Source organism: Chitinophaga skermanii (genome assembly GCF_003259335.1).
Lineage (GTDB): Bacteria > Bacteroidota > Bacteroidia > Chitinophagales > Chitinophagaceae > Chitinophaga > Chitinophaga skermanii.
Map to the genome: position 1 here is coordinate 73,731 of NZ_QLLL01000013.1, position 24,902 is coordinate 98,632.

Genomic DNA, 24,902 nt, shown 5'->3' on the forward strand with positions numbered 1-24,902 from the left:
CTCTACGATATAGAGACCTTTTTGTTTATGATTCGTTGCCGGTTTTACGCTTCGTGTACGTTCGCTTTTTCTTCTCCATTTGTTCTTCATCGCCCAATACACGGCCATAGGGTTTTAACTCCTCTACACGGTCGAATATTACTTTGAAAATTGCGAGGAATGGGATGCTTAGGAACATCCCCGCAATACCACAAATGGCACCGCCCACCAATACAGCAACGATAGAGAATAAGGCATTCAACTTCACTTTAGAACCAATAATTCTTGGTACCAACAAATTATTATCAATAAACTGCACGACTAAGAACACGCCAATAACCCCGATGGTAATTCCAATGTCGCCCGTATTCGTTAAGGCAATCAGGGCAGAAAGCACAACAGCAACTAATCCCCCGATATACGGTATAAGGTTCAGCAAGGCAGAAATAACACCCAGCAAAATTGCATATGGAACACCCAACAACAACAAGCCTATACAATTTAACACGGCTACACATGCTGTTTCTAGCAATAATCCCGAAATGTAGCTTTGCACCACCACGCGTACTTCGCCTATTACTTCGCGTACACGCGGCTCATGCTTCTTATCGAACACATCGATGATAAATTGTAACAACAGTGTGCGATAGAACATAAATAAGAACACGTAAATGGGTATCAACGTCATCATTGCCAGCGACCCACCTAGCGCGCCTAAAGTACCTTTCGTAGCAGCTCCCAGTTGCTCCATCGAATTGGAGCGGGCTCGCTCAAGAACTTGTTGCTGTTGTGCTACACTTACGTCGAATGTTTTACGTAGCCAATCTTGTATTTCCTTACCAAATAGCAATAAGTTACGTTCAATCTTCGGCCAATCGTCGAAGAACGACATAAACTGGTACGATAAAAACGTGAGTACCCCAAAAAGCACGAATGCTGCTAAAATAATCGTAATAAAAATGGCCAGTACGCGGTGTAATCCCCAGCCCGTTAGCTTCTTCTCTATTGGCCGTAATAACACGGCAATTAAAAATGAAAAAGCAAAAGGCACAAAGATTTCTTGGCCCATGTAAATAATGAAAACAAGCGCGATTAATACGAAAAGTATGGCCGCCAGTTTTACATAAAAGGGTTGTTTCAAGGTGGATGTATTTTCCATGGATTATAAGTGATAACGTTATTGTAAATTACAACACTATGTTGTTCAAATATGTTGCCGTTTTACTGCTTTCAGTGGTGAATATGAAGAACAAAAGTCCCTTTCGCACTGTTTTTTCTACAAAGCCCTTAACTTGTAAACGCTATTAAATACGATTATTATGAAAGACGAATATGTATCACTTCCCTTGGTGAAGAACGAGGCAAAAGAACAATTTGAATTGACGGTCGACGGGTACACGGCCTTTATCGTGTACAAAGAAAAAGGTACCAAAACCTACCTCATTCATACAGAAGCGCCCCCAGAGCTGGAAGGTAAAGGTGTGGCCACTGCCCTGATTGAGAAAACATTGGCTTATTTAGAAGAACATCACCACACGTTGGTACCACTTTGCCCATTGGTAGCGGCATATATTAAGCGCCATCCCGATTGGGAAAGAATCGTTGACCCCAGCGTTAAAAACGATTAATTATGGAAACGCCTTTTCAAGTCGTGAACAACGAAACGAACCTCCAGTTCGAGGTTGATTACGCCGGTGAAAAAGCCGTATTGGTATACCGTTATTATAAGCAACGCAATATTGCTTTTATGCATACGGTAGTACCCGGTAAGCTAGAAGGTCAAGGCATTGCCTCAGCCTTAGCAAAAGCTGCATTTGCCTTTGCTGCGGAGCAAAAGAAACTCGTGATGGTGTATTGCCCGTTTGTAGCGGGTTATGTAAAAAAGCACCCGGAGTATTTGCCGCAATTAGATCCGCAATACCGCGTAGGCGTATCATAAAAAAAGACGGGCCTCAACCCGTCTTTTTTTATGCTTATTAAGCATTAATAGCTTTTATTGTTCAGTAGCTTCCCGCGCTCCTAAATAATTACCTGTTAAAGTTCTATTTCTGTCACGGGGTCCCAAAATAGCTTCTTAAAATCGACGATCTTCCCGTTCTTCACTTGGATACCTTCCGCGGCGAGTTTTTTTTCACGGGTACCATTGTCGCCACTTAAATGACCACTACTATTTACTACACGTTGTACTGGCACGGCTGGTTTTTCGCCGTTAACGAACCCCATCGCTCGCCCTACCATGCGTGCACCCGATTTAAGGCCCATTGCTTTAGCAACGGCACCATAGGTGGTAACACGCCCTTTGGGTACGCAGCGTACGATATCAAAAATGCCTTTATAAATATCGGTGGTGTTTGTGATTTTCTGCTTCATGGGTAATATATGATGAGATCACTACGAAAGTAAATGATTCCCACTAGCCAGGAAAATAAAAAGGGTGGCTCAACGGTATTGAGCCACCCTTTTTTATATCGTAGATTCAAGAAGTATTAGCCTCTTAAAACTTCTAATTTTTTCTTCACCTCGTCTACTTTCGCTTGTTGGTTTTTAATCGCGTAAATACGAGATAAAGCGATCAAACAGTTTTCGTAAGTAGATTTATCGCTTGGTTGGATTTCGCTACCCATTGCAGCATAAGAAGCATCCGCTTTCTCGAAGTAAGGTAATGCAACATCCATCAAAGAAAGTACTTTGGTGTTGAGGTCTTTACCTTTTTGAGAGTTTTGCGTTTTGCTATCCATAGCGTTCAATTCGCGTGAAGCAGCTGCTGCGCGGTTGAAGTAAACAGCGCCCAATTGGAAGTTCATGGTTGGGTCTGTAGGTTTGATGTCCAACGCTTTTTTGTAAGCAGCTTCTGCTTTACCCATCAATTCTTCTGCGTTAGCAGGACGAGCTTGGTCTTCACCTTTATCGTCGCGAGGGTTAGCGATGTTATCTAATTGGATGGCATAGTCAGATAATGTTTGGAAATCGTTCGGGTTGTCCGCCAATTTCTTCTCCATGATCGTTACTAACTCACCTGTTTTGTTTGTTTTACGGTAGTAGTTCAATTCCATATCGCCAAAACGTTTGTCGTTAGGGAACAACTTCTTACCTTGCTCGATTGTTTTCAACCAACCGGCTTCGTCTTTTTTATCTTCATACAATTGGCCCAATACTACATATAATGCAGGTTCGCCTTTGTATTGTAATTCAGCAGCTCTGCTCAATCTTTTGAAAGCTACATCAGATTGACCAGCTTGGTTAGCTACGTAACCTGCGTAGAATACCATAGCAGTATCTTCAGCGATTGTACCACTTAAATTTTTGCTGTTAGTGAACTCAACAATTTCAAATGCTCTATTGAAGTTGTTAGAAGCTGAATCCCATTTTTGATCGTTCAAGAAACCGTAAGCGTGGTTAGCTACAGTAGCATATAAGTTGAACATACGGTTGTAAAGATCTAATACCGCTTCGTTGCTTTTAGGATTGATTTCTAACGACTTTTTGAAAGCATCGAACGACTCCATAGAAACGGCAGCACTTTTATCTTTCAAGGCAATTGCTTCCATGATTTTACCTTTCAAGTACCATGCTTTCGCATCGTTCTTTGTTTTTTCGTTTTGAAGGGCAACATCAATGTCGGCGTTCGCTTTGTCGTAGTTCTTACTGTTGTAGTAATCTTCAGCACTGTTCACCTTTGCACGTTGTGCGAATACACTCATCGTAGCACCGCAAAGGAGAAGAGATACCATTAATTTTTTCATGTTAGCCAGATTTTTGTTTTAGTTAGCAGTTAAATTAATGAAACTTGTCATAAAAGCAATGGAGATGTTGTGGCATCTCCATTCTTTCAGTTATTTAAATATAAAATTACTCGTTTACAGGAGCTTCAGCTTCCTCACCGGTTGCCGACTCGTTTTCTCCAGGGTTGCTGTCGCTACTTTCAGTACCTTCTGCACCTTCCGTTAACAACACATCACCCTCTTCCAACACCATTTCTTCTTCTTCTTCCCTATCGAGGCGTGCTACTGCTGCAATTTCATCTGCTTCATCTAAACGAATCAAACGAACCCCTTGCGTTGCACGTCCCGCTTCACGGATGTCTTTTACAGCCATGCGGATTGTGATGCCCGATTTACAAGTAATCATCAAGTCATTCTCTTCTGTTACGTCCATAATGCCTATCAAACTACCTGTTTTCTCTGTAATGTTAATGGTTTTAACACCTTTACCACCACGGTTTGTGATACGGTATTCGTCAACACTTGTACGTTTACCATATCCTTTTTCGGAAACCACCATCACGGTTCTTGAAGTGTCCTCTTTATCTACACAAATCATACCAACTACTTCATCGCTCTCGTTATCCACTTCAATACCACGTACACCAATTGCACCGCGACCAGTATCACGTACTGTATTTTCAGGGAACCTGATTGCTCGACCGCTACGGATAGCCATCATAATTTCGCTGTTACCGTTCGTTAATTTCGCTTCCAATAATTGGTCACCTTCGTTGATGGTAATAGCGTTTACGCCGTTCTGACGAGGGCGAGAGAACTCTTCCAACAATGTTTTCTTGATGATACCATTTTTCGTACAAAGCACGATATAGTGAGCGTTAATATAATCTTTATCGCCGAGGTCTTTAATATCGATGATCGCGCGGATTTTATCATCAGCCGGGAGGTTGATGAGGTTTTGAATAGCGCGGCCTTTACCAGATTTTTCGCCGTCTGGGATTTCGTATACTTTCAACCAGTAGCAACGTCCTTTTTCTGTAAAGAACAGCATCGTGTGGTGCGTAGAAGCTACGAACAAATGTTCGATATAATCTTCTTCCCTTGTTTTACCACCGATCGCACCGCGGCCACCGCGTTTTTGTTGACGGTAATCGTATGCAGAAGTACGTTTGATATAACCGAGGTGAGAAATGGTAATTACCACATCTTCTTCCGCGATGATATCTTCCATACGCATTTCGCTAGCGAGGTATTGAATCTCTGTTTTACGTTCGTCACCGAAACGTTTCTTGATATCTTCGAATTCGTCTTTGATGATTTTGAAACGAAGACCTTCATCATTTAATACATCTTGTAAGTATTTGATGAGCTTCATGATTTCATCGTATTCTTCGCGGATTTTATCGCGTTCCATACCTGTTAAACGTTGTAAACGTAATTCGAGGATGGCTTTCGCTTGAATCTCAGATAGGCCGAAATTACTGATCAAACCTTCTTTCGCTTCGTCAGGCGTAGCTGATTTACGAATAAGGGCAATTACTTCATCGAGGTGATCGAGTGCAATTAAGTAACCTTGCAAGATGTGCGCTTTCTTCTCTGCTTCACGTAATTCGTATTGTGTTCTACGTGTAACTACTTCATGACGGAAGTCGATGAATTCGCTGATCATTTCCTTGATATTCAAGATACGTGGGCGACCTTTTACAAGGGCTACGTTGTTGATACCATAGGATGTTTGTAATTCGGAGTATTTATATAATTGGTTGATGATAACGTTTGGAATAGCATCGCGTTTTAAATCGATTACCAAGCGAATACCTTCACGATCCGATTCATCTCTTACATCAGAGATACCTTCGATCACTTTATCATTTACCAATTGCGCGATTTTCTGGTGAAGAACCGCTTTATTGATTTGGTAAGGCAATTCGTAAATAACTAATTTCTCTTTGCCTTTTTTATCTGTTTCTGTAGTGATTTTACCACGAACAACCACTCTACCATGACCCGTTTCGAAGCCTTGTTTCACGCCTTCAAAACCATAAATAATACCACCGGTTGGGAAATCAGGCGCTTTAATGTGCTTGATAATTTCTTCTACGGTAATGTCTTTATTGTCAACAAATGCCATACATGCATCCATCACTTCCGTCATGTTATGCGGCATAATGTTCGTAGCCATACCTACCGCGATACCAGAACCACCATTGATGATTAGGTTCGGAATACGCGTTGGTAATACTACCGGTTCTTCGAGGGTATCATCGAAGTTGAGCGAGAAATCAACCGTATCTTTTTCGAGGTCTTCCAACATCGCTTCGGCGATTTTCTTCATACGCACCTCGGTATAACGCATCGCAGCCGGCATGTCACCATCAATCGAACCAAAGTTACCTTGGCCATCGATCAAAGGATAACGCATCGACCACGGCTGTGCCATACGTACCATTGTAAAATATACGGCAGAGTCACCATGCGGGTGATACTTACCCAATACCTCACCTACGATACGTGCCGATTTTTTATGGGGTTTGTTATGGGTATTGCCCAGTTCGGACATACCGAACAACACGCGACGGTGTACAGGTTTAAAGCCATCTCTAACATCCGGCAAAGCACGACCAACGATCACCGACATGGAATAGTCGATATAGGCCGTTTTCATTTGCTCTTCGATATTAATCTGTACAATTTTGCCTTCCTGCTGATTGTCCGTATTTTCTATCATTAGTTAATTGATTTACAAGTTTTTCTATTTAAGAAAAAGAAAAGCAAATATAGCCATTCTAGGCCGTATTTAGGCGCTTTTGGGGCAAAATGTGAATAAAAAATACCGCGGTCAAATCCGTTTATTTTATGATATTGCGGTCAATTCAATTATTTAATTATGTTAATTTCGTATTATCTCTAGTTAATATACAATATTTAAACAAATTTTTATATTGCGTGTTTATAATCTTGGCAAGACATTTGCCTCTAACCATGTGATAATCAATCGAAAAAACGGGATGAAAAATTGGTAGTGAACGGAAACGATTTTTAATAATTTCGAACATTCATAACCACCATTTGTTAGTTCCAATATAATTAACCACTTTCTATTACTATATATGAAGAATGTTCTACTGTTTGGTGCAGGAAAATCTGCAACATGCTTGATAGACTATTTACTTGCAAATGCCCCCAGGCAAAAATGGCATGTTACTGTGGCGGACAGTGATCTTTTATTGATTAAATCCAAAATCGGTAAATCTTACTACGCTACGCCTGCTGCTTTCGATATCAAGGATCAAACAGAAAGGCAAAAACTCATCCAGGAGGCCGATATCGTTATTTCGCTCCTCCCCCCGGGTTTACATATCATTGTAGCGAAGGATTGCATCCAGTTCAAGAAAAACCTCTTAACAGCCTCTTATATCGATGCGGAAACACGCAAGTTGGCCAAGGATATCCAAAAAGCAGGGGTCCTATTCATGTACGAAATGGGCCTCGACCCAGGTATCGATCACATGTCGGCCATGAAGCTCATCCACTCCATCGAGAAAAAAGGCGGGCAAATCTACTCCTTCAAATCCTACTGTGGTGGACTTATCTCGCCCGAAAGCAACGATAACCCATGGCAGTACAAAATCTCGTGGAATGCCCGCAACGTAGTACTCGCCGGCAATTCTGGCGCTATCTACCGCGAAAAAGGAAAAATCAAAGAAGTAGGCTACCAACAGCTCTTCGATCAAAATAAAACAGTGCAAATCCCCGGTTTAGGCAAGTTAGCCTATTACCCCAACCGCGACTCACTCGGCTATATCGACGTATACAACCTCGGCGAAATCCCCACCTTCATGCGCGCTACCCTCCGCTTCCCAGATTTCTGCGAAGGCTGGAATGCTCTCGTGAAACTGGGCCTTACCGAGGATACCACGAAGGTGAATACCGATAACATGACCTGGTTCGATTGGACTACCCAGCACCTAACGCTCGACAAATCTGTCGCCCCTGAAGAAAGCCTTTCGGCTCATTTAGGCGTTAGCAGTAAGTCGAAACTCATCCGCCAAATAAAATATTTGGGTATATTAAGCGAAGAATTCGTTAACTTAGGAGAACAAACGAATGCAAGTGTTTTGCAGCAAGTGTTAGAGAGCAAGTTAAAAATGGAACCACACGATAAAGATATGATCGTGATGCTCCATGAAATCGAGTTCGAACGTCGCAACATGGCCACCAAGATGCATAGTTATATGATTGTTCAAGGTGAAGACAACCTCCGCACAGCCATGGCGAAAACAGTAGGCTTACCGCTAGGAATTTTGGCCAAAATGCTTTTACAAGACAAAAAGATTGAATTAACAGGTTTGCACGTACCCGTGATGCCTGAAATATATTTACCGGTACTTCGAGAACTAGAAGACTTCGATATCCGGTTCGAAGAAATCTTCGAATAACAACGCATTATTTCCTATGACACCCGCATGGTTTAAGAGGAAGATTGTTTTTTGTGAATGGGAAGAGGCTATACAAATGGTATAGCCTCTTTTTTTATGTGCAATTCTTCCTACGTTTCAACCCTGATTTTCTACGTTCCACACTTTTATGCTTGACTTCCACTTCACCATAAAGTATTTTTATACCACATTCTACCGCCATTGAATAGATATATTAAATACTTCGCCCTGCTGGTCGTGCTATGCGTGCAACCTCTTAAGAAACAGCACCATTCTAAAACCGCCCACATAAAAATCCCGCCCCTACAAGTAGAGACGGGATTTACCAATACGCTTCATCTTCCGTCACCAAACTCCTATGCCTTCAACACCATGAAAAACAGGTGCGATAGGCTGTACAGCTTTAATTAACGGAATAATACAATTTCGAGGTGTAACGATATATCCAGTAAACTATTTACTGGTAAGGGTTTCGCGATCCCACTACTTCCGCAGCAATGATCCCAACAGGGAAATCACGAATAAAACTACGAAGATGAAAAACAGGATTTTAGCAATAGATGCCGCACCTGCCGCGATACCACCGAAACCAAAAATAGCCGCTATAATAGCGATAATGAGGAAAATGACTGTCCAACGTAACATATATCCAAGTTTTTAGGGTGAATAATAGATATCTACACATTAACCTAACCCTTCAATCATCCATACTTAACAAAATATATTCATAAAAGATGCCAGAATTTTTTGGCAGCTGGTGCAACCTTTTTAAAACCCAGTCGTCTTTTTCTTGTAAGCGCACCCAAATGGTGTGAATTGTCATTTGTTGAACGCGGGAACCCAATCCCTCGAAAAAACTATTTGTATGCTCGAATTTAATCAACTACTCCAAGAAGACGGCGTTTTCAGCTATACCGAAAAAGGCTTCACCATTAAAGGTGACGGCAGCCATAAATGGGCCGATATTGCGGCGCTCTTCGGTTGTAAAAACGATCGCTTACAGGATGATGAAATCAGCCTCGACCTCTTTTTTAAAAATGGAAAGTGTATGTCGATTACGGAATCTACCGGTGGATGGTTTAAATTTCTGAAGGCTTTACACACCCATATTCCCGGGGTGGACCCTAATTGGGATATGGAAATCGCCAATTCTCATGTGAAAACGAACCTCACGCTACTGTTCGACCGTGCTGGAAGGTCTTCTGCAGAAGCGGAGAAATTATATTATGCTTAAATCAGTGCTACTCTTTATTACATTTATTTGAACTGCTCGAGAGAATCCAAACTCTCGTTCAACCACTTACTGTACCAACTATTAAATCCTACACGCTCTTCCGACGGGGTTTGCAATGGATAAATCCCGTTTTCACCCGCACGGTCATCAATCCACACATTTCCTGCTTCTACACCCGATACGACTAACAAAGTATATACACCATAGCCATTATGACAAATACGCATCGAGCCGGTCAATTGCTCGTCGTCGTAATACGATGTTTCCCAATGTTGGTAAGCGGCCGATTCAAAGAAGTTTTCATCTTCTAAATCGAAAGCCTGTTCCATATTCCATGCTTTCTTATGGGGAAATGGTTTGGCTAAGAAGCCATTATAGGTGGCTAAGTCGAGGTTCCATTTTTCGATGGGGAAAATACCATAGCCGGGTCCTGCACCACCGTTACCCATCTTCGATAAGAAGTTGCGGTATTCCGTGGGCAATTCAATGTAATGCGCCTCTTCAAAGGCACGAATATCCTTTTCTCTTAAAGTTCTGTTGAGTTTGTAATGATGCGCTATTGATCCGAAAATTCTATACCGCACTTTACGGAATAGTCGCCAGCCGTCTTTCTTTCTTAACATGGCAAGTTTGCTGGCAAGTTCATTTGTCTTCATGGTAATAAAGTAAGAAAGCGTCGCCCCTGGCTCCAAAGTTGCTAATGTTTTCACGGTGAAATTTATTTGTTAGGCTGAATAGTTTTCTCGTTCTTCCAATTGTAGTCCTTGGCCACAGTATAAACGATCTCCTTAAAAATCCTATCGTTATCAGAATTAATCATAATTACAATGCCTTTACCCGTGGTGAGGCTTCCGCAGTAAAATGACCTAAAACCTTCGTTTGCGCCACCATGATTGAAGAATGGTGTATCCCCCCAAGCGCTTTCGAAAACGCCTAGCCCTACTTTTGTACCTGCTAAATAAGGGGTGACCATGGTGTGTGCTGTTTGTTGCTTAATGAATCCTTTCTTTTTGTTGTAAGATTTTTGAATCGCGATGATGAAATTTGCTAAATCGCTGGGCGTAGTCCATAAACCAGCCGCAGCTTGTTCCGGATAGATATGCCATTTGCCAGTTAAAGGCTTTCCTGTTACGCGGTATCCCACAGCTGCTTTATCTCTACATTCAACCGGTAACGGTTGCGTAAAAGTGCTATGTTTCATTTGTAACGGAATCAACACTTTTTTATCTAAAATAGTTGTGTACGGTAAGTTAAATTGTTCTTCTAGAATTTCTTGTACAACTAAAATGCCACCGCCAGAATATTTAAAGCCAACATTCGGCTTTGTTACAAATTGCACAGCCGGGCTATTCGTTGGCGGCTTACCATTTAAAATCGCTACGGTACTTGTTGGCATTGGCTTACCCACTTCGTATCCTTCAAAACCATGTACGCTAAGACCGGCAGTATGACTCAACAAATTAGCCAAGTTCACTTCATATCCGCGCGCAGTATCGGAAATAGGTAATCGCCAACCGCTTAAATACTTGCGTACGTCTTCCGTGAGTGATAATTTCTTTTCATCTACCAACTTCATTACGCACAAAGCGTTTACAGATTTACTAATAGACGCTGCTTGGAACATGGTAGTAGGCGTAGCTTCTATCCTATCTTCCGCGTTCGCGAAGCCGTATGCTTTTGCCCATTCCAACTTACCATTATTGATAACGGCGATAGACAAAGCATTTACATTATAATATGCCATTCTTTCCGCTAGGCTAGCGTATCCTGTTATGGAATCGGTTTTAGGAAAGAAAACTGCCAAATTTGTTTCTACAGCATCTATATGCGTTTGCACTTCTTTTGGAACAGGTTTCTGCCCGTACGCAGTGGCTATTTGACAGCCAATTATAAAATACACAATACCTAACAGGTGAATAAATCTCGTCGAAACGCAGTACATGATCCGGTTCTAAATTGGTTTTATTAAACGATCAGCATCAAATTGGGCCCAAATGGGACAATACTCTAAAACTTTGCTTACAGTTATTATTTGCTATGAGTAATAGCTACCAGGTTGAACATAAATACAAAGGAGAAGCGCAGGTCCTTCGCTTTTAGCTACAAGGAAGCTATAAAGATAGTAAATATCGCTATCAACATTGGTTTAAAAACAACACTTTTGTGTTATTATGGTCTTCCCGGATATGGTATACTATTGATAATAACGCAGTTAGCGCAAAAATTGGTATGCAATGGTACAATTTTATCCTTACGAACCCATGAATTAATTTATAATTCATTTTTTGTTCATATACCGTTCAATAAATGCTGTAATTTTGGCGCTCAACTTTTCAAATTTTATGGCCGTTAAACGAAATGCTGCACTAGGCTTCATTTTCATCACGATTCTAATTGATGCAATAGGCATCGGTATTATTATTCCCATTGTTCCTGACTTAATTAAAAATTTAACCGGCGAGAATCTTAGTCATGCCTCCACCTACAGTGGTTGGCTAACATTCGCTTATGCCAGTATGCAATTCTTATTTGCCCCTATAGCGGGCGGATTGAGCGATCGTTACGGTCGCCGACCTATTTTATTAGCATCTTTATTGGGTTTAGGCATTGATTATTTATTCCTAGCCTTTGCCCCTACGCTGGCTTGGTTATTTGTAGGCCGCGTAATTGCAGGAATTTTTGGCGCCAGCTTTACAACAGCGGTTGCCTACATTGCCGATATAAGTACACCTGAAAAACGTGCACAAAACTTTGGTTTGGTGGGCGCAGCATTTGGCTTAGGGTTTATTATAGGTCCAGCTATTGGCGGTATTTTAGGGCAGCATAGTTTGCACTTACCGTTTATTGTAGCGGCTGTTTTTAGCTTGGTGAATACGTTGTACGGTTTTTTCATCTTACCGGAATCGTTACTCCCCGAGAACCGTCGACCATTCGATATAAAACGCGCCAACCCATTCGGCGCCCTTACGCAGTTAAAGAAATACCCTGCACTAAGCGGCATGGTGGTTTCCATTGTACTTATTTACATTTCCGGGCATGCTACCCAAAGTACGTGGACCTTCATTACGATGGAGAAATATAATTGGGATAAAAACTATACGGGGTATTCACTCAGCTTTGTTGGGTTGATGATTGCGTTAGTACAGGGTGGATTGATTAGGATACTGATCCCGAAATTCGGCCAAACGAAGTCGGTGAACATCGGTATGATGTTCTACATAATTGGGTTTACCCTTTTCGCCTTCGCTTCACAAGGCTGGATGATGTACGCCTTTATGCCCATTTTTGCACTCGGTGGTATTGCCGGCCCTGCTATTCAAGGTATTATGAGTAACCAGGTTCCTCCAAACGAACAAGGCGAACTGCAAGGATCTCTAACAGCCCTTATGAGTATTACCTCTATCTTCGGGCCACTTATTATGACGGGGTTATTTACCTATTGCACCAGTCCAACAAGCCCGATTTATTTCCCAGGCGCACCATTTGCCTTGGGAGCGGTATTGGTGTTGGTTAGCTTATTGCTAGCACAGAAATCGTTGAAAAAGTACGGGATGGATCATCCTAAGTCTAAATAACACATAAAAGGCGGCTCCTAACTGGGTCGCCTTTTTAATTTGTTTTTAGTTTGAAGAAAGGCAAGAGAAAGTGATATGCTATTGCTTGAATGCATGTTATCTTACTTACCATTCGCCTTATTGTCGCAATCAACCCTACACTGCCATTTCTCACAAACACTCCGAATGATTCCAACTATTACCTTTCTAAGGTCTCACTATCCCCTTGGATTAATCCGTGCTATACTTAGAAACTACCCAATGGTTAATAGGTATTTGACCGTGCGGGTCGTGTAATTCCTAAGTAACTTCAAAGTGACTTCCAAGTAGCTTCCATGTAATTTCCATGTAATTTTCATGTGTTTTCCATGTAATGTCCAAGTAAATCCATGTAATTACATCGTATTTACATCGATAATCAGTCGATATAAGATCGATATGTTATCGGCTTTTACCTTATGAAAACCTTACTTTCTACCATTTAAAAGCTTGTCGTGCATAATGAATATCTGCATTACATTGAATTTCAATATCATAATACAACAATGGTTCAATTAATTATCATAAACAATTCATAACCAAGCACATATAAAAATCAAACAAACTATCAATATTGGAGATACCTGCTACTATTTTATTGATTTATAAGCTATTGAATAAGAAATAGACGCTTATTTAGGAGCATAATCTATACAGGTTGAGTAAGCATTTGTAGTTCGTTGGACGAATGGGCTGAGCAAAATTGGTTTTGAGAGGATGTAGAGAAGAGTTTGAAAGATGAGTAAAGAGAATACACTTATCAATGATAGATTTTAAGCTGATTGTAGTAGGTGAAACCAGCAGAATTGATATGAACTTAAAAGAAGAATAGTCGACTATCTATTCTAAATTATTGGTTATCAAATCATTTACTTTTTAGCAATAGCGCTGTTGGAGCATATCCAAACTGCTTCTTAAAGGCGAACGAGAAATGGGATAAGTCTTCAAACCCCAATTCCACGTAAATATCACTTGGCCGTTTTAAATCCTTCTCTATCAAAAACTTAGCTTCATCCAACCTGCGCCCGGTTAGCCAGCGGCTAGGGGTTTGTTGGAAAATCTCTTTGAAGTCGCGTTTAAAGGCCGACAAACTTCTACCCGACAAATAAGCGAAGCGCTCTATGCTCACATTAAACTTGTAGTTTTTCTGCATAAAAGCCTCTAAATCAATCTTCCCTGGCACCCCGAAATCGAAGAATACACCTGCTAAGGCAGGGTTAAGTTGTAACAAAATCAACAACAACTCCTCCCGCTTAATATCCGCAAACGATTGGTGCAATTTTCCTTCTTCTGTAAAGTAAGGTGTTAATGAGTGTATGAAATTATGGATCAACTCTGCAGGGGGGAACTTTATAAAGGCTTCCTTCCCAAAATAAGTTTGTAAAGAAAAGGCATGCCTCGCTTGAAACGCCTTCAAAAAGACTTCATCAAAAATAATGACCACCTTCTCGAATGCATTGTTTTCCTTGTTCTTATGATAACGGGCTAAATGATTTTTTCGAACAACACAGGCTTCACCGGGATGTAATACATAATGCTTATTCCCATCGTACCCATCTATACTGCCTTTCGCCAAAAACAGGAACATGTGTTCTTGCACGAATTGCTCCGGCGATATTGTGGGACCTATATAACAAGATTTTATGTCGGTAAACTTCATAATAAACGGATTTAATCACTTTACAAGCCCCAAATCAAGTAAACTATTAGCAGTGGCTAATACAGCTTCTTCGTTAGAGCGTGGTTGCCATCCCAATAAACGCTTAGCCTTATCGTTACTAGCCGATTTAACAATGCCTACCAAGGGTGCCACCAAGGCAAATTGTTTATTAAACAATGCACCAACACGTATAAACCAATTGGGTACTACCTTCGTAGGCACCTTAGCCGCCTTCTCTCCTAAGTTACGACGTAATATATTCGCTATATCCACCATCGACATCGATTTTCCTGCTACTGCCAAGAAGCGTTGCCCATTCGCTGCGGGTGATACCATTGCTTTTACATGTAAATCGGCCACATCACGTACATCTACATAACCAAACGATAGCTTAGGACAGGCTTTCATTACCCCGCTCAACATTTGAAAAATAGGCTGGATGGAATGAGAATAATCGTTCGACAGCACGGGGCCCAATACACCAGCTGGGTTTACAACAGCAAGTTCCATTCTATTCCCATGGCTACGTACAAACTCCCATGCCGCTCGTTCTGAAATGGATTTAGATTGTTGATAAGGCGGAACTGTATTGTTCAACACAGTCCAATCTTCTTCCGTATAAGGGGCCGTTTTATTCGTTCCCATGACTACCGCCCCAAATGCAGAGGTAAGCACCACCCTTTTTACGCCAGCTTTTTGAGCAGCTTCTAACACATATAATACCCCGTTCCTGGCAGGAACTACGAAGTCGTCGAGTGTTTTAGCGGCAGTATTGGGTGTAGGGGATGCCGTATGAATAACGTAGGTACAATCTTTTACGGCATTATGCCAACTGGCAGCATCTTGTAAATCGGCTTCTACAAAGCTCAGCGACTCGAAAGAGTTGACACCCCCTTGGCGTAACATCGCTTTCACTTCTTCCGTTCTTTTTAACGAACGTACGCTGGCCTTTACTTTAAAACCGGCTTTCAATAAGGCAATAATGCAATAGGAAGCAATAAAACCGGAACCACCGGTTACAAGCACTTGTGCTTGGTTTGATGAATTTTCCATGTGTAGGTATTGTGTGTATTCGATATCCGAACCAGTACAAAGTTCCTACTCGTTTGGTTGATTCATGTTGTTTAAAAGTCCTATTTCTCTTTGTTCAAAAGTTCAACCTAATAAAAAAGGAAGGCGATCAACCTTCCTTTTACTATGCTTAATGATGATGTTCGTGTGTTGTTTTCTTGGGAAGATAGCCTTGCTCCTTAAGTACTTCTATCACCAAGGTAAGTGTTTCTTCTATTTCGGTCGACACTTGCACTGTTTTGAACGCACCTGCTGGGCCGATCAGTACATCGGAACCTTCGAACAATGGCAGCATACGGGCGAACTTTTGTTTTTCTTCTGCAGGAATCTCTAATCCAATAAAGGCTACCAAGTGTTTAGGACGTGCCGGGTTACTGAACAGATGAATTGGAAACCCGTTCAGCTCGCCTGCCCATACTTCTTGCGCCAACATGGTAAGGCTATTGCCGCCCATCTTGGCTGTTGTGAAATGGTATTTCTCCAAGAATTCCGGTACCCCGGGCTGCGCGAATATTTGGGTTTGACGGCGGTACAATAAGTACCCCCTTAAAAACACAGCCGCCGTAATAAACAATGCCCCGCTCAGTGCCACAAGCGCCATACCGCCAACATCGAAAGGCGCCGGGTTGTTCGTTAGATTGTGTTGCAAAAGCATTAATAAATAGCAACCCGCAAAGGCAATCATGCCGATGATGATTAATTGCCGACGGTTTAAATACATCAATTTTTTCATAACCAGCCGCAAAGTAAATAAAAAACGCGGCGAACCCAAAAGGAGTTCGCCGCGTTTGCAATACTAGTTAATGGAACAAGCGTTTAGTTTACTTTCACGAAGTTCGTTGTGTAGTTCACCCCGTTCGCTCCTACTAATTTTATGTAGTAAATACCTGCTGCAAAGTTGCTCACATCAATGTCGAGGTTATAGCTGTTGGTGATGTTGCCAATATTGTATTGTTTCACCATGCTACCAGAGCTGTTCATGATGTATACCATGCCGCTTTTGATTTCATTCTTTTTAATATCTAACCGAATGCGCGATGTAGCCGGGTTCGGGTACAGTAACACTTCAAGCACGTTTAATATGCTTACTGCTTTTACGGTTACCACGTCTTTGCTAATGGCGCCTTTGTTATCGGTAACTGTTAACTCGAATGAATAGTCGCCTTCCCGGAGGATAAGTACACCTGTTGAAGCCATGTTCGGCGACAAAATTGTGGCTCCTTCTCCTGCAATGAGCTTCCAGCTATAGCTTACGATATTACCATCTGGATCGTACGAATTTTTACCATCGAGGGTAAACGGCGGGCCGGGCAATTGTACTGAGAAGTCGGCACCTGCATTGGCTACCGGCGCTTTGTTAGGCGCTGGTTGTACGGTGATGATAATGCGATCTTTCGCTGTAGCACCATTATTATCTGTTACTGTTAATTCGAATTCATATTTTCCTTCGGCAAGACCGCTAATGGTGGTTTGTGCAGCATTCGGTGAGGCAATGGTTGCATTTCCGCCGGAGATTTTAGTCCATGCGTACTTGGTAATAGTACCATCTTCATCCGAAGAAGCGTTCCCATTCACGGTTACTGAATTGGTGGGTAAAGTGATAGTTACATCAGCACCAGCTACAGCCACCGGTGGTTTATTTGCCGCTAACACGGTAACTAATACACGATCTGTTGAGGTTGCACCACCATTATCTTTCACCGTTAATTCGAATTCGTATACCCCGGCAGCTAAACCACTTACTGTAGCTTTTGAAGCTTGGGGGTTGGTAATACTTACTTTGGTGCCACTTACTTGTAGCCAGCTATAGCTAACGATGGAACCGTCTTCGTCGGTCGACTGGGAACCGTCCAGCGTAACACTGTTGGTAGGTAAAGTAATGGTAATATCGTTGCCGGCTTTTGCAACAGGAGCCTTGTTCGGGGCAGACTGCACAGTTACAGTAACCCTATCGGATGCGGTAGCACCGAGGTTATCAGTAACGATCAATTCAAATATATAGGCGCCCGCGGAGAGGTTTTTCACGTTAGTTGTTGCGCTATTCGGAGAGTCGAACGCAACAGTGCTTGGGCCGGTAATTAATTTCCATTCAAACTTCACAATGGAACCATCTGGATCAGACGATTTGCTACCATTCAGCGTAGTGCTATTAGCGGGTAACGTGATGGTGATATCGTTACCCGCATCTGCAATGGGAGCCCTGTTGGGCGCCGCGTTTACAGTAAGGGTAACTTGTGCCGTGCTCGACAAACCTTCTTTATCCGTCACTTTCAATTGGAACACATAGTTACCGGCGATCAAACCACCGATCGCTGTTTTTACAGCATTCGGCGTAGCAATATTGGCTTGGTTCGGGCCGCTTACTTGGGTCCAGCTGTAAGTATTGATATTATTATCTGGATCTGTAGAAGCGCTACCATCGAGGTTAGCCGTGGTGGTTGGCAATGTAATTGCGAAATTACTGCCTGCGTTTGCTACAGGAGGTTTGTTGGTAGAAGGTTTTACGATTACGCTTACTTGCGCAGTGGCTGTGGCGTTATCGTCGTCGGTTACTTTAAGTTCGTATACGTAAGTACCGGCTACCAGGTTGTTCACGGCTGTTTTAGCGGCATTGGGTGAAGCAATCGCAGAAGTGCTTGGGCCACTCAATTGTTTCCAAGTGTAGGTAACAATTTTGCCGTCGGCATCTGTAGAAGCGCTACCATCCAAATTAGCTGTATTCACAGGCAAAGTAATGGTTACATTGCTGCCTGCATTCGCAACCGGAGGCTTATTGGTAGGCGGTGTTGTACTGTTGTATTCATCGGCACCAATATCGAAAGCAGCGCCTTGTGGGCGGTTATCGCCATCAATATCTTTGGTAATGCCATATGCGCTGGCATTGTAACCTTTATCCAAAGCCGGCGATAAGTTCGTAATATGGAAGTTATTACCTGCTACGTCCACGAACCTAGCGGCGTTAATATCAGCCAAGAAGAGGTTATTACCGGCAGTATAGTCAATCCCGTTCGACACATCCATGTAGGCACGGTCGCCACTACTTAAGTCGGCCCCTACTGCCACAATGAAGTTGTTATACAACATATTGCCTGTACCTACGGTGCCTTTGGTTTTCATGAAGTTGATCCCTTTCCTACCCGGCCTAACGATGGTATTATTGAACACCTGTAAACGTAAAGGTTTATAGATCACATTCGTAGGACGGTCATCGATCAAGATCGCATCCTGGCGAACTGCGGAACCATCATACCCGGCATCTACAACAATATTATTGTACACCTTCACTAAATCGGAACCGAATATTTGGATACCGTTACCTGTACCTTTAATAATGGTATTATTATATACAGCCCCTACGTTTTCGCCACCGAAGATAATACCGGCTTGTTGACTGCCTTTATTCTCGAGGCCGTAGTTGCTTACTTTATTATTATATATATAGGCATTTTCCGGGGCACCAGATAACTGGATACCATCCCATCCTGTATTATTTGTAATAACGTTATAAATCTGCACATTGAATAAACGCGGAGGCAAAGCATTTACGGTAGCCCCGTTACAAGTAAGTGATACCCCGTTTTGCGAAGTATGCCCGATATACATCCCTTCCCCTGTAACATCATGAATGTACAAGTCGTGGAACTTGGTATTCATAATTTTAAAGTTAGGGTGTTGGTTCATCGGGTCACAATCTGGGTTTACTTTGCAAAGCACACCTGCTTCGGTATGCTGGATTTCGATATGATCGATTTCATAGTCGGAGCAACCTTTGCCTGCTGCGAAGCCGCTAGCTAAATACTTGCCTGTAGTGTTTACACTAAAACCGTACTTATCGGCAGAACCGGTACCTGTAAAGCGCCAGTATTTAGAATTGCTCATGTTAATACCGAAGTAGTTCCCTTCGCCCACCTGTACTTGTCCACCACAGTTGATGAACGTTAAAGGAGCTTCCGGTGTACCGGAGAAGTTGAAGAACTCGATATATTTATATTTACCCGCTTTGATACAAATCACATCACCAGGTTTCACATCGCGTTTAGAGCCATCGATATATGCACCACCATCCGAGCCGGGGGTAATGGTAATATTACATCCACAATCTGTACTACTGGCAGCGTTTACGGTAACTGTAACACGCGCCGTGGCCGCTACTTTATCGGTATTGGTGACTGTTAATTCGTAAATATATGTGCCTGCAATGAGGTTTGAAACTGTGGTAGAAGCAGCGGTAGGTGTAGCAATTGTGCTCGTATTTGGCCCGCTTACTTGCTTCCAGCTGTAGCTGGCGGCGTTACTGGAGTTCGACCCGTTCAGAGTAGCAGTAGAGCTGGGTAAATTAACCGTTACATTATTACCAGCGTTTGCAACAGGTGGCGGGTTGCTGGCGGCAGCATTCACCGTAATGGTAACACTGGCCGAGGCAGTGGCCCCGTTGTTATCGGTTACGGTTAATTTGAACACGTATGTACCGGCTACCAAGCCAGACACAGCCGAAGTGGCTGTTGTTGGTGTAGCTAGCTTCGCCGTGTTAGGACCGCTGGTTTGGGTCCATTCGTATTTAGTGATAGCACCATCGCTGTCGGATGAATTGCTACCATTGAGTGTTGTAGAGGAAGTGGGTAGAGTTATAGTTACATTCGAGCCTGCATTAGCCACTGGGGGCTGGTTTACTGGGGTTGCACCACCTTTGGAGTATTGCAACATCCATTCGTAAATATTCGGGTTTTGGTAAGCATGATCGGCAGAATAAGCACGATCCCATGCCTCGGTACTGTGTCCTAGGCCGGGATAAATAGTCTTGATGGCCTTCGTTTTTGGATTACATGCATTAATACGATCGATGTAAGAATTTGCCAGGTCGTAGAATTGATCTTTATCGCCGATCAACGTCCATACAGGTACATTACTTGTAGCCAAGTTACAGAGTCCACCGAGTTTTGAATTATCAATACCCGCGGCGCTCACTGGTACAATGGCGGCGATTTTATCACTGTAGGTAGTACCTGAAGCTACGTAGTTCCAAACCCCGTAACCACCGGCACTAATACCCGTTAGGTAAATCCGCGCATCATCCACCCGGTAGCGTTTTTTCATGTCCTCCAACACAGCATCTACCATGCTTTCGTTAAACCAACCGTTGGGTGCTTGCGGGCACACAGTAATAAACTTGAACGTTTTACCGTTTACCGTAAAATTCATTTTCGCCCCTCTCGCGATGGCGCGTGGCAAACCTTGGTTCAAGACAACGTCTAAATTTGTGCCTTGCTCCCCGATCCCATGAATGAAAATAAGTAAAGGATAACGTTCTGATGTGGTGTTGTAGTCGTCCGGCAAATGTAACCAAGCGCCCATCGTTCCACCCCATGAGTTCATGGAGATGGAGATTTTCGTTTGATCGCCCTGGGCACGGACAATAGTGAATTGGAGCAGTATGTAAAGTATACTTAAGACACCCACACGTATCTTTTGCCCCCTTGAGAAATGGTTCTTCACAGATGGTTAATTTTTTAAAAAGATGGTTAATTCTTTAAGGGCTTCTTTCAATAACAATATAAACTTACACACACAGTTTCAACTTGTGCAAAGATAACCTTGGAATGGATACAATGCGTAGAATTGACGCAAATTACATATATAATTTATTTAATAAAGTATTTTTATTTTAAATGTATAATGAAATAAAATACAATCATTTGACTTTTATAACACATGCGATTATTCTTCATATTACAGATTGTAATTAATTATATATTAATATAATAAGAGTAAGAAACGACCACTTCCACGGTACATTCGCGGCAAGTCATTTTTTACCCCTCGCCTTGTGCCGGGTAGTCTATTTACCGCGGTGGAATTAGGAACGATGAACAATTTGCTTACCCCGGTAAGTGTTACCGATGGTATAAGCTAATATTCCTTTGACAGCCGATTGTATATCAATGGCCGGGCGTTCACAGTTAAAGCGGTGTAGAATGCGGGGAGAAATATCTTGTTTGTGATTGCTGGTGCCAAAGATTAAGTCTAACGGCGGGTTGGGTACATGCAACATGGCATCAAAGAAGGCTTTGCTAACACCCGTGTCGTAATGGGGGAATGCGAATATTTTATATGGAAGTTGGAAGCGTTCCACCAACGGGTTCACGCTACCAAGGGTTTGCTGTATTTGTTGTTCGAGGGTAAGCGAGGTGTAGTAAGGATGATCGATACTATGTCCTCCAATAGCGAAGCCTTTATCCACGAGGGTTTGTACTTCATCGGAGTTGAGGAACGGTTGTTTTTCGCGGAGGAAGCTTTGGAAATCCAATCCCGCCACCTCTCCCAACTCATCCGCCAATTGCTTATTACTGTAAGTAATCTGCCTAATTCGTTGCTGCAATTCTCCCCGGCTAACACGCCCCGGCAATCCCATAATTTCCGCCATCCGCTCCAATTGCGCCGGGCTTACCTGTTGTTTCACCATGCTTTCGATCAGCAAACTCACTTTCATGTTGTAAAAAAGCTCCTTATTATCAAGAAACGCGGTATTGATAAAGAAGGCAGCGGGTACACCTTTTTGTTCTAGTAATGGAGCGATATGGGTTTTCACTTCGCGTAAACCATCATCGAAACTTAGGAGAAAGCCATTTTGTGGTAAAGGGGTACCGGCATTTATGTGTTGCAAGATATCTTCTACCGACAAGGGCTTGAAGTGCTTCAATAAGTAATCGATATCCTTGGCAAAGGCTTTCGTGCCCTTGAATGGGTAAAGATGCTTAATATGCGCTACTTGCTCGTCGTTTACTAAGTGTTGGTAAGGTAAAATTATGCGGTGCGGGTTCAAAGATTTGAGCAGGGCAATTGGCATAAATCGTATCCCGGTATAGAAGGCTTGCTTTAATGGGGTCATGTTATTCTAATCTTGGCGTTATGTATAGGGCGTTAAATTAGAAAGAAAGATAGGGATTTTGAAATTTTTCACGAAGTTTTCGGCGTAACGGGATGTTGTTCTTCCCAAGTGGATGCAATTACGCGTCGTAATTGATCATCATGTTCATCGGCCCATTGACCCAGTTGAAACAATAATGGTATTAAGCTTTCTCCTAATGCCGTTAAACTATATTCTACTTTAGGCGGCACTACAGGGTAAATCTTCTTCACCACTAACTCGTGTTGCTCCAATTCGTTTAATTGCATGTTCAGCACACGCCGCGAAGCACCGGGAATTTTGCGTTGTAATTCACTAGGGCGCTGGAACCCCTCATGAATAAACCACAACAAACGTATTTTCCACTTGCCATACAACACTTCCCCCATTAGGTCTAAACCACAATTCAAATTCGGCTTAATTTTCCTTTCATACATACTTATAAAGGTAGCCCTATACACCCAAACAGCCAATATGGGAGAAATTTATCCCTATGGTAATCGTAAGCCCGTACTTGACCACGATGTATGATTGCTAGACCTTTGTTGAAAATTTACAACACATGGAACAGGTTTTCGATTACCCAACTGAATTAAAAGGAAAAATTGCACTCGTTACCGGTGGCACAAAAGGAACAGGTAAAGCGATTGCAACGAGGTTACTACAAGCCGGCGCTACCGTTATTGCTATTGCGAGAAACACACCCAGCGACCCGCTTCCCCAAGGCCTACATTTCATCGCCGCAGATCTCGGCACTACAGCCGGTACATTAAAAGTACAACAAGCTGTAACGGAACAATTCAAGCGAGTAGATATCCTTATCAATAACCTCGGCGGCTCCGAAACACCAGCTGGAGGCTTTGCTGTATTATCTGATGAAGACTGGGAAAGTACACTACAATTAAACTTACTGGCGCCCGTAAGATTAGACCGTGCATTTCTACCTGCTATGCTGGCTGAAAAAACGGGGGTTATCATTCATATTGCTTCCATCCAAAGCAAGCTACCACTACACGATGCTACCCTACCTTACGCCGCCGCAAAAGCCGGCCTCCTCAACTACAGTAAAGGTTTATCCAAAGAGGTAGCTCCCAAAGGTATCCGCGTACTTACCGTATCGCCAGGATGGATTATGACGGAAGCTGCGGGCAGAATGATGGAACGCATTGCCGAGGGATCACACATTTCTATCGAAGCCGCTACCCAAAGCGTGATGAATGCTTTAGGAGGCATTCCCATGGGCCGCCCCGCTCAACCTAGTGAAGTAGCAGAATTAGTAGGGTTCCTTGTTTCACCACGAGCGAATTACTTAACGGGCACTTCTTTTGTTATCGACGGTGGCACGATTCCAACCGTATAATTTATCTACTTCAACTGCCACAAGCTACGTATATACCAGGCATAAAAAAACGGCCTCTATTGGATAGAGACCGTTCACATATGTTGACATGAAGGTTAGTGCTTACTAATAACCGGTACAGGTTTCAACTTAATGATACCTACCCAGTGCATTACTTTCATGATCGGATAAGTTGGATCAATTTCGAACCATTTCTTAGCGAAGTTCGGGTGATTACCATGTTTGTGGTGGTTGTTTTGGAACAATTCACCCATCAACAAAATACCCCAAGGCGAAGTGTTTTTAGATTCGTCGCCGTTATCGAAGTTACGGTAACCGTACTTGTGTCCGCACCAGTTCACTACTGCACCTTGGATTGGTCCCATAAGGAAGTGAATAGGTAACAACAAGAACCACCAAGCAGAAGGTGCAAATACTGCGTAGAACGCAATATATAAACCTACCCACACTAAGCGTGTAATATTGTTATCGCCGAATTTATCCATCTTTTCCCATATTGGTAAAGGTTCTTGGGTAAATTCTGGATCTACCTTAGCCTTACCCTCTACGTGATCATTATAGATCTGGCGGGTACGTACCATCATCGACCATACATCTTTGAAGAAGTGTGGAGAGTGTGGATCGTGTTCGGTATCGCTATATACGTGGTGCATGCGGTGCATTACACCGTATGCTCTTGGAATCAAATAAGAAGAACCTTGGAAGAACCAAGTGGAGAAATAAAAGAATCGCTCCCAGAATTTGCTGGTTGTATACATCTGGTGAGATGCATACCTGTGCAAAAAGAATGTGTGAAAGAACAAAGAAAAGAACCAATGCACACACAAAAAGATCAAAATCGCTGTCATTTATCTACTTAATATTTTGGAAAGAAGCCGTAAAGATAGGTTAATATTCCATCGTTTCAAGTTGCCAGGAAAAGTTAACAATCATTGCATAA

General features: G+C 42.5%; 20 protein-coding genes. 6 read left to right on the forward strand and 14 right to left on the reverse strand.

From position 1 onward, the window contains the following. Positions 1–25: 25 nt before the first annotated feature. A complete protein-coding gene (locus LX64_RS24325; protein ID WP_111600308.1) occupies positions 26–1,138 on the reverse strand; it encodes an AI-2E family transporter in 1,113 nt (370 codons plus the stop codon). Positions 1,139–1,298: 160 nt separating this feature from the next. Between LX64_RS24325 and LX64_RS24330 the strand changes: the two genes are divergently transcribed. Then, positions 1,299–1,607 (forward strand): GNAT family N-acetyltransferase, encoded by a 309-nt coding sequence (locus LX64_RS24330; protein ID WP_111600309.1) that lies wholly within the window; start codon positions 1,299–1,301, stop codon positions 1,605–1,607. 2 nt (positions 1,608–1,609) lie between these two features. Next, on the forward strand, positions 1,610–1,918 hold the full coding sequence (locus LX64_RS24335) for a GNAT family N-acetyltransferase (protein ID WP_111600310.1): 309 nt from the start codon (positions 1,610–1,612) through the stop codon (positions 1,916–1,918). Between the two features lie 95 nt (positions 1,919–2,013). On the opposite strand, the gene LX64_RS24340 is transcribed toward LX64_RS24335, so the two are convergent. The 3 genes from LX64_RS24340 to gyrA all read right to left on the reverse strand — a co-directional run bounded on the left by LX64_RS24340 (position 2,014) and on the right by gyrA (position 6,429). Then, positions 2,014–2,349 carry an MGMT family protein gene (locus tag LX64_RS24340; protein WP_111600311.1) on the reverse strand — a complete coding sequence of 112 codons (336 nt, stop codon included), beginning with the start codon at positions 2,347–2,349 and terminating at the stop codon, positions 2,014–2,016. A 116-nt stretch (positions 2,350–2,465) separates the two neighbouring features. Further along, positions 2,466–3,722: a tetratricopeptide repeat protein gene (locus LX64_RS24345; protein WP_148707448.1), complete on the reverse strand. Its 1,257-nt coding sequence runs from the start codon at positions 3,720–3,722 to the stop codon at positions 2,466–2,468. A gap of 106 nt (positions 3,723–3,828) precedes the next feature. After that, the gene (gene gyrA, locus LX64_RS24350) at positions 3,829–6,429 is read right to left on the reverse strand and encodes a DNA gyrase subunit A (protein ID WP_111600313.1); all 2,601 of its coding nucleotides are present in this window, start codon (positions 6,427–6,429) and stop codon (positions 3,829–3,831) included. A gap of 382 nt (positions 6,430–6,811) precedes the next feature. Between gyrA and LX64_RS24355 the strand changes: the two genes are divergently transcribed. Beyond that, positions 6,812–8,140: a saccharopine dehydrogenase C-terminal domain-containing protein gene (locus tag LX64_RS24355; protein WP_111600314.1), complete on the forward strand. Its 1,329-nt coding sequence runs from the start codon at positions 6,812–6,814 to the stop codon at positions 8,138–8,140. 483 nt (positions 8,141–8,623) lie between these two features. Here LX64_RS24355 and LX64_RS24360 read toward each other — a convergent pair whose 3' ends face one another. Next, positions 8,624–8,785: a DUF1328 family protein gene (locus tag LX64_RS24360; RefSeq protein ID WP_111600315.1), complete on the reverse strand. Its 162-nt coding sequence runs from the start codon at positions 8,783–8,785 to the stop codon at positions 8,624–8,626. A gap of 220 nt (positions 8,786–9,005) precedes the next feature. On the opposite strand from LX64_RS24360, the gene LX64_RS24365 reads away from it, so the two are divergent. After that, on the forward strand, positions 9,006–9,374 hold the full coding sequence (locus tag LX64_RS24365; protein WP_148707449.1) for a hypothetical protein: 369 nt from the start codon (positions 9,006–9,008) through the stop codon (positions 9,372–9,374). Positions 9,375–9,397: 23 nt separating this feature from the next. Here LX64_RS24365 and LX64_RS24370 read toward each other — a convergent pair whose 3' ends face one another. Beyond that, entirely contained in the window at positions 9,398–10,084 is a 687-nt protein-coding gene (locus LX64_RS24370; protein ID WP_111600317.1) for an SMI1/KNR4 family protein, read from the reverse strand. Positions 10,085–10,092: 8 nt separating this feature from the next. Beyond that, the gene (locus LX64_RS24375; protein WP_111600318.1) at positions 10,093–11,316 is read right to left on the reverse strand and encodes a serine hydrolase domain-containing protein; all 1,224 of its coding nucleotides are present in this window, start codon (positions 11,314–11,316) and stop codon (positions 10,093–10,095) included. Between the two features lie 400 nt (positions 11,317–11,716). Between LX64_RS24375 and LX64_RS24380 the strand changes: the two genes are divergently transcribed. Continuing rightward, positions 11,717–12,949, forward strand: coding sequence for a TCR/Tet family MFS transporter (locus LX64_RS24380; protein ID WP_111600319.1), 1,233 nt, complete (start codon positions 11,717–11,719; stop codon positions 12,947–12,949). Between the two features lie 883 nt (positions 12,950–13,832). On the opposite strand, the gene LX64_RS24385 is transcribed toward LX64_RS24380, so the two are convergent. The 6 genes from LX64_RS24385 to LX64_RS24410 form a co-directional block, all read right to left on the reverse strand. Beyond that, the gene (locus LX64_RS24385) at positions 13,833–14,627 is read right to left on the reverse strand and encodes a helix-turn-helix domain-containing protein (RefSeq protein ID WP_111600320.1); all 795 of its coding nucleotides are present in this window, start codon (positions 14,625–14,627) and stop codon (positions 13,833–13,835) included. Between the two features lie 15 nt (positions 14,628–14,642). Continuing rightward, the gene (locus tag LX64_RS24390; protein ID WP_111600321.1) at positions 14,643–15,680 is read right to left on the reverse strand and encodes an SDR family oxidoreductase; all 1,038 of its coding nucleotides are present in this window, start codon (positions 15,678–15,680) and stop codon (positions 14,643–14,645) included. A gap of 148 nt (positions 15,681–15,828) precedes the next feature. Then, complete coding sequence (locus tag LX64_RS24395; RefSeq protein ID WP_111600322.1) at positions 15,829–16,431, reverse strand: hypothetical protein; 603 nt, start codon at positions 16,429–16,431, stop codon at positions 15,829–15,831. Positions 16,432–16,514: 83 nt separating this feature from the next. After that, entirely contained in the window at positions 16,515–21,071 is a 4,557-nt protein-coding gene (locus LX64_RS24400; protein ID WP_148707450.1) for a PKD domain-containing protein, read from the reverse strand. Between the two features lie 481 nt (positions 21,072–21,552). Next, a complete protein-coding gene (locus LX64_RS24405) occupies positions 21,553–22,584 on the reverse strand; it encodes a polysaccharide deacetylase family protein (protein ID WP_111600324.1) in 1,032 nt (343 codons plus the stop codon). A gap of 68 nt (positions 22,585–22,652) precedes the next feature. Continuing rightward, complete coding sequence (locus LX64_RS24410) at positions 22,653–23,039, reverse strand: winged helix-turn-helix transcriptional regulator (RefSeq protein WP_111600325.1); 387 nt, start codon at positions 23,037–23,039, stop codon at positions 22,653–22,655. 125 nt (positions 23,040–23,164) lie between these two features. Here LX64_RS24410 and LX64_RS24415 point away from each other — a divergent pair, with 125 nt between their 5' ends. Further along, positions 23,165–23,962 (forward strand): SDR family oxidoreductase, encoded by a 798-nt coding sequence (locus LX64_RS24415; RefSeq protein ID WP_111600326.1) that lies wholly within the window; start codon positions 23,165–23,167, stop codon positions 23,960–23,962. 95 nt (positions 23,963–24,057) lie between these two features. Here the strand turns inward: LX64_RS24415 and LX64_RS24420 are convergent, their stop codons facing one another. Further along, positions 24,058–24,720: a fatty acid desaturase gene (locus LX64_RS24420; protein WP_245952818.1), complete on the reverse strand. Its 663-nt coding sequence runs from the start codon at positions 24,718–24,720 to the stop codon at positions 24,058–24,060. Positions 24,721–24,902: the final 182 nt, after the last annotated feature.

Bases quoted from the DNA above. Each gene is read 5' to 3' on its own strand.
- LX64_RS24360 (WP_111600315.1), bottom strand. From the start codon at position 8,785: ATGTTACGTTGGACAGTCATTTTCCTCATTATCGCTATTATAGCGGCT.
- LX64_RS24375 (WP_111600318.1), bottom strand. From the start codon at position 11,316: ATGTACTGCGTTTCGACGAGATTTATTCACCTGTTAGGTATTGTGTAT.
- LX64_RS24365 (WP_148707449.1), top strand. From the start codon at position 9,006: ATGCTCGAATTTAATCAACTACTCCAAGAAGACGGCGTTTTCAGCTAT.
- LX64_RS24335 (WP_111600310.1), top strand. From the start codon at position 1,610: ATGGAAACGCCTTTTCAAGTCGTGAACAACGAAACGAACCTCCAGTTC.
- LX64_RS24405 (WP_111600324.1), bottom strand. From the start codon at position 22,584: ATGACCCCATTAAAGCAAGCCTTCTATACCGGGATACGATTTATGCCA.
- LX64_RS24325 (WP_111600308.1), bottom strand. From the start codon at position 1,138: ATGGAAAATACATCCACCTTGAAACAACCCTTTTATGTAAAACTGGCG.
- LX64_RS24400 (WP_148707450.1), bottom strand. From the start codon at position 21,071: ATGAACTCATGGGGTGGAACGATGGGCGCTTGGTTACATTTGCCGGAC.
- LX64_RS24345 (WP_148707448.1), bottom strand. From the start codon at position 3,722: ATGAAAAAATTAATGGTATCTCTTCTCCTTTGCGGTGCTACGATGAGT.
- LX64_RS24395 (WP_111600322.1), bottom strand. From the start codon at position 16,431: ATGAAAAAATTGATGTATTTAAACCGTCGGCAATTAATCATCATCGGC.
- LX64_RS24390 (WP_111600321.1), bottom strand. From the start codon at position 15,680: ATGGAAAATTCATCAAACCAAGCACAAGTGCTTGTAACCGGTGGTTCC.
- LX64_RS24410 (WP_111600325.1), bottom strand. From the start codon at position 23,039: ATGTATGAAAGGAAAATTAAGCCGAATTTGAATTGTGGTTTAGACCTA.
- LX64_RS24380 (WP_111600319.1), top strand. From the start codon at position 11,717: ATGGCCGTTAAACGAAATGCTGCACTAGGCTTCATTTTCATCACGATT.
- LX64_RS24330 (WP_111600309.1), top strand. From the start codon at position 1,299: ATGAAAGACGAATATGTATCACTTCCCTTGGTGAAGAACGAGGCAAAA.
- gyrA (WP_111600313.1), bottom strand. From the start codon at position 6,429: ATGATAGAAAATACGGACAATCAGCAGGAAGGCAAAATTGTACAGATT.
- LX64_RS24420 (WP_245952818.1), bottom strand. From the start codon at position 24,720: ATGTATACAACCAGCAAATTCTGGGAGCGATTCTTTTATTTCTCCACT.
- LX64_RS24385 (WP_111600320.1), bottom strand. From the start codon at position 14,627: ATGAAGTTTACCGACATAAAATCTTGTTATATAGGTCCCACAATATCG.
- LX64_RS24340 (WP_111600311.1), bottom strand. From the start codon at position 2,349: ATGAAGCAGAAAATCACAAACACCACCGATATTTATAAAGGCATTTTT.
- LX64_RS24415 (WP_111600326.1), top strand. From the start codon at position 23,165: ATGGAACAGGTTTTCGATTACCCAACTGAATTAAAAGGAAAAATTGCA.
- LX64_RS24355 (WP_111600314.1), top strand. From the start codon at position 6,812: ATGAAGAATGTTCTACTGTTTGGTGCAGGAAAATCTGCAACATGCTTG.